This window comes from Hymenobacter defluvii (assembly GCF_017589435.1).
GTDB lineage: Bacteria > Bacteroidota > Bacteroidia > Cytophagales > Hymenobacteraceae > Hymenobacter > Hymenobacter profundi.
In genome coordinates this window covers 1-796 of record NZ_JAGETX010000092.1, presented here as the reverse complement: position 1 = coordinate 796, position 796 = coordinate 1, and the positions used below count along the sequence as shown (strand labels likewise).

1 protein-coding gene is annotated in these 796 nt (G+C 61.8%); it reads left to right on the top strand.

The window, feature by feature from the left end; translation table 11 throughout:
* Nucleotides 1-782, top strand: a 782-nt coding sequence (locus tag J4D97_RS23095) for an IS3 family transposase (RefSeq protein ID WP_208309640.1), incomplete at its 5' end; no start/stop codon positions are given.
* Nucleotides 783-796 lie beyond the last annotated feature (14 nt).

The following is a 796-nucleotide window of genomic DNA, read 5'->3' as shown; positions in this document are numbered from 1 at the left end:
CGGTAGAACAGGGTGTGCCCGTTTGGGAAATGGCACTGGTCAAGGTGTTTGGCATGCATAAACGCCGCTACGGTACCTATCGGCTGCAGGTGGCTTTGCGTCACAAGGGGTACCAGGTGGGCCGCCAACGTCTACGCGCGGCCATGCGTCGGCGGGGCCTACATGCGCTGCAACCCAAGGCCTTCACCCCGCGCACCACTGACTCCACGCACGGGCTGCGGTGTGCGCCCAACCGGTTGCTGGACCAGCCCAAGCCTACCCAGGCCAACCGGGTCTGGGTCAGTGACATCACCTACCTGCCCCTGGCCAGCGGCGAGTGGGCCTACCTGTGTGCTTTTCAGGATATGACCAGCAAGCAGGTGGTCGGCTGGCAAGTGGGGGCGACGATGCCCGAAGCGTTGGTGACCAGGGCTTTACAGCGCGCCTTTTGGTCCCAGCCCCCCACGCCCGGCCTGCTTGTGCACTCGGACCGCGGCGGGCAGTACTGCGGTAATGCCTACCGTAAACTGCTGGACGACCACCACGTCCTGCGCTCGCAGAGCCGGCGCGGCGACTGCTACGACAATGCCCAAGCCGAAAGTCTGTGGTCGCGCCTCAAAACGGAGGTGCTCGAAGTCCGAGCGCGACCCGTTTTTGCCGACCTGGCCGATGCGCAGCGCAGTGTCGCTGATTATTTTGACTATTATAATCACGAGCGCTTGCACTCCCGTATTGGCTATCAGGCACCGTATCATGCTCACCAACAGCTTCTTACACTTAATATCCTAAACTGTCCAGCCTAACCGGACCACCTCAG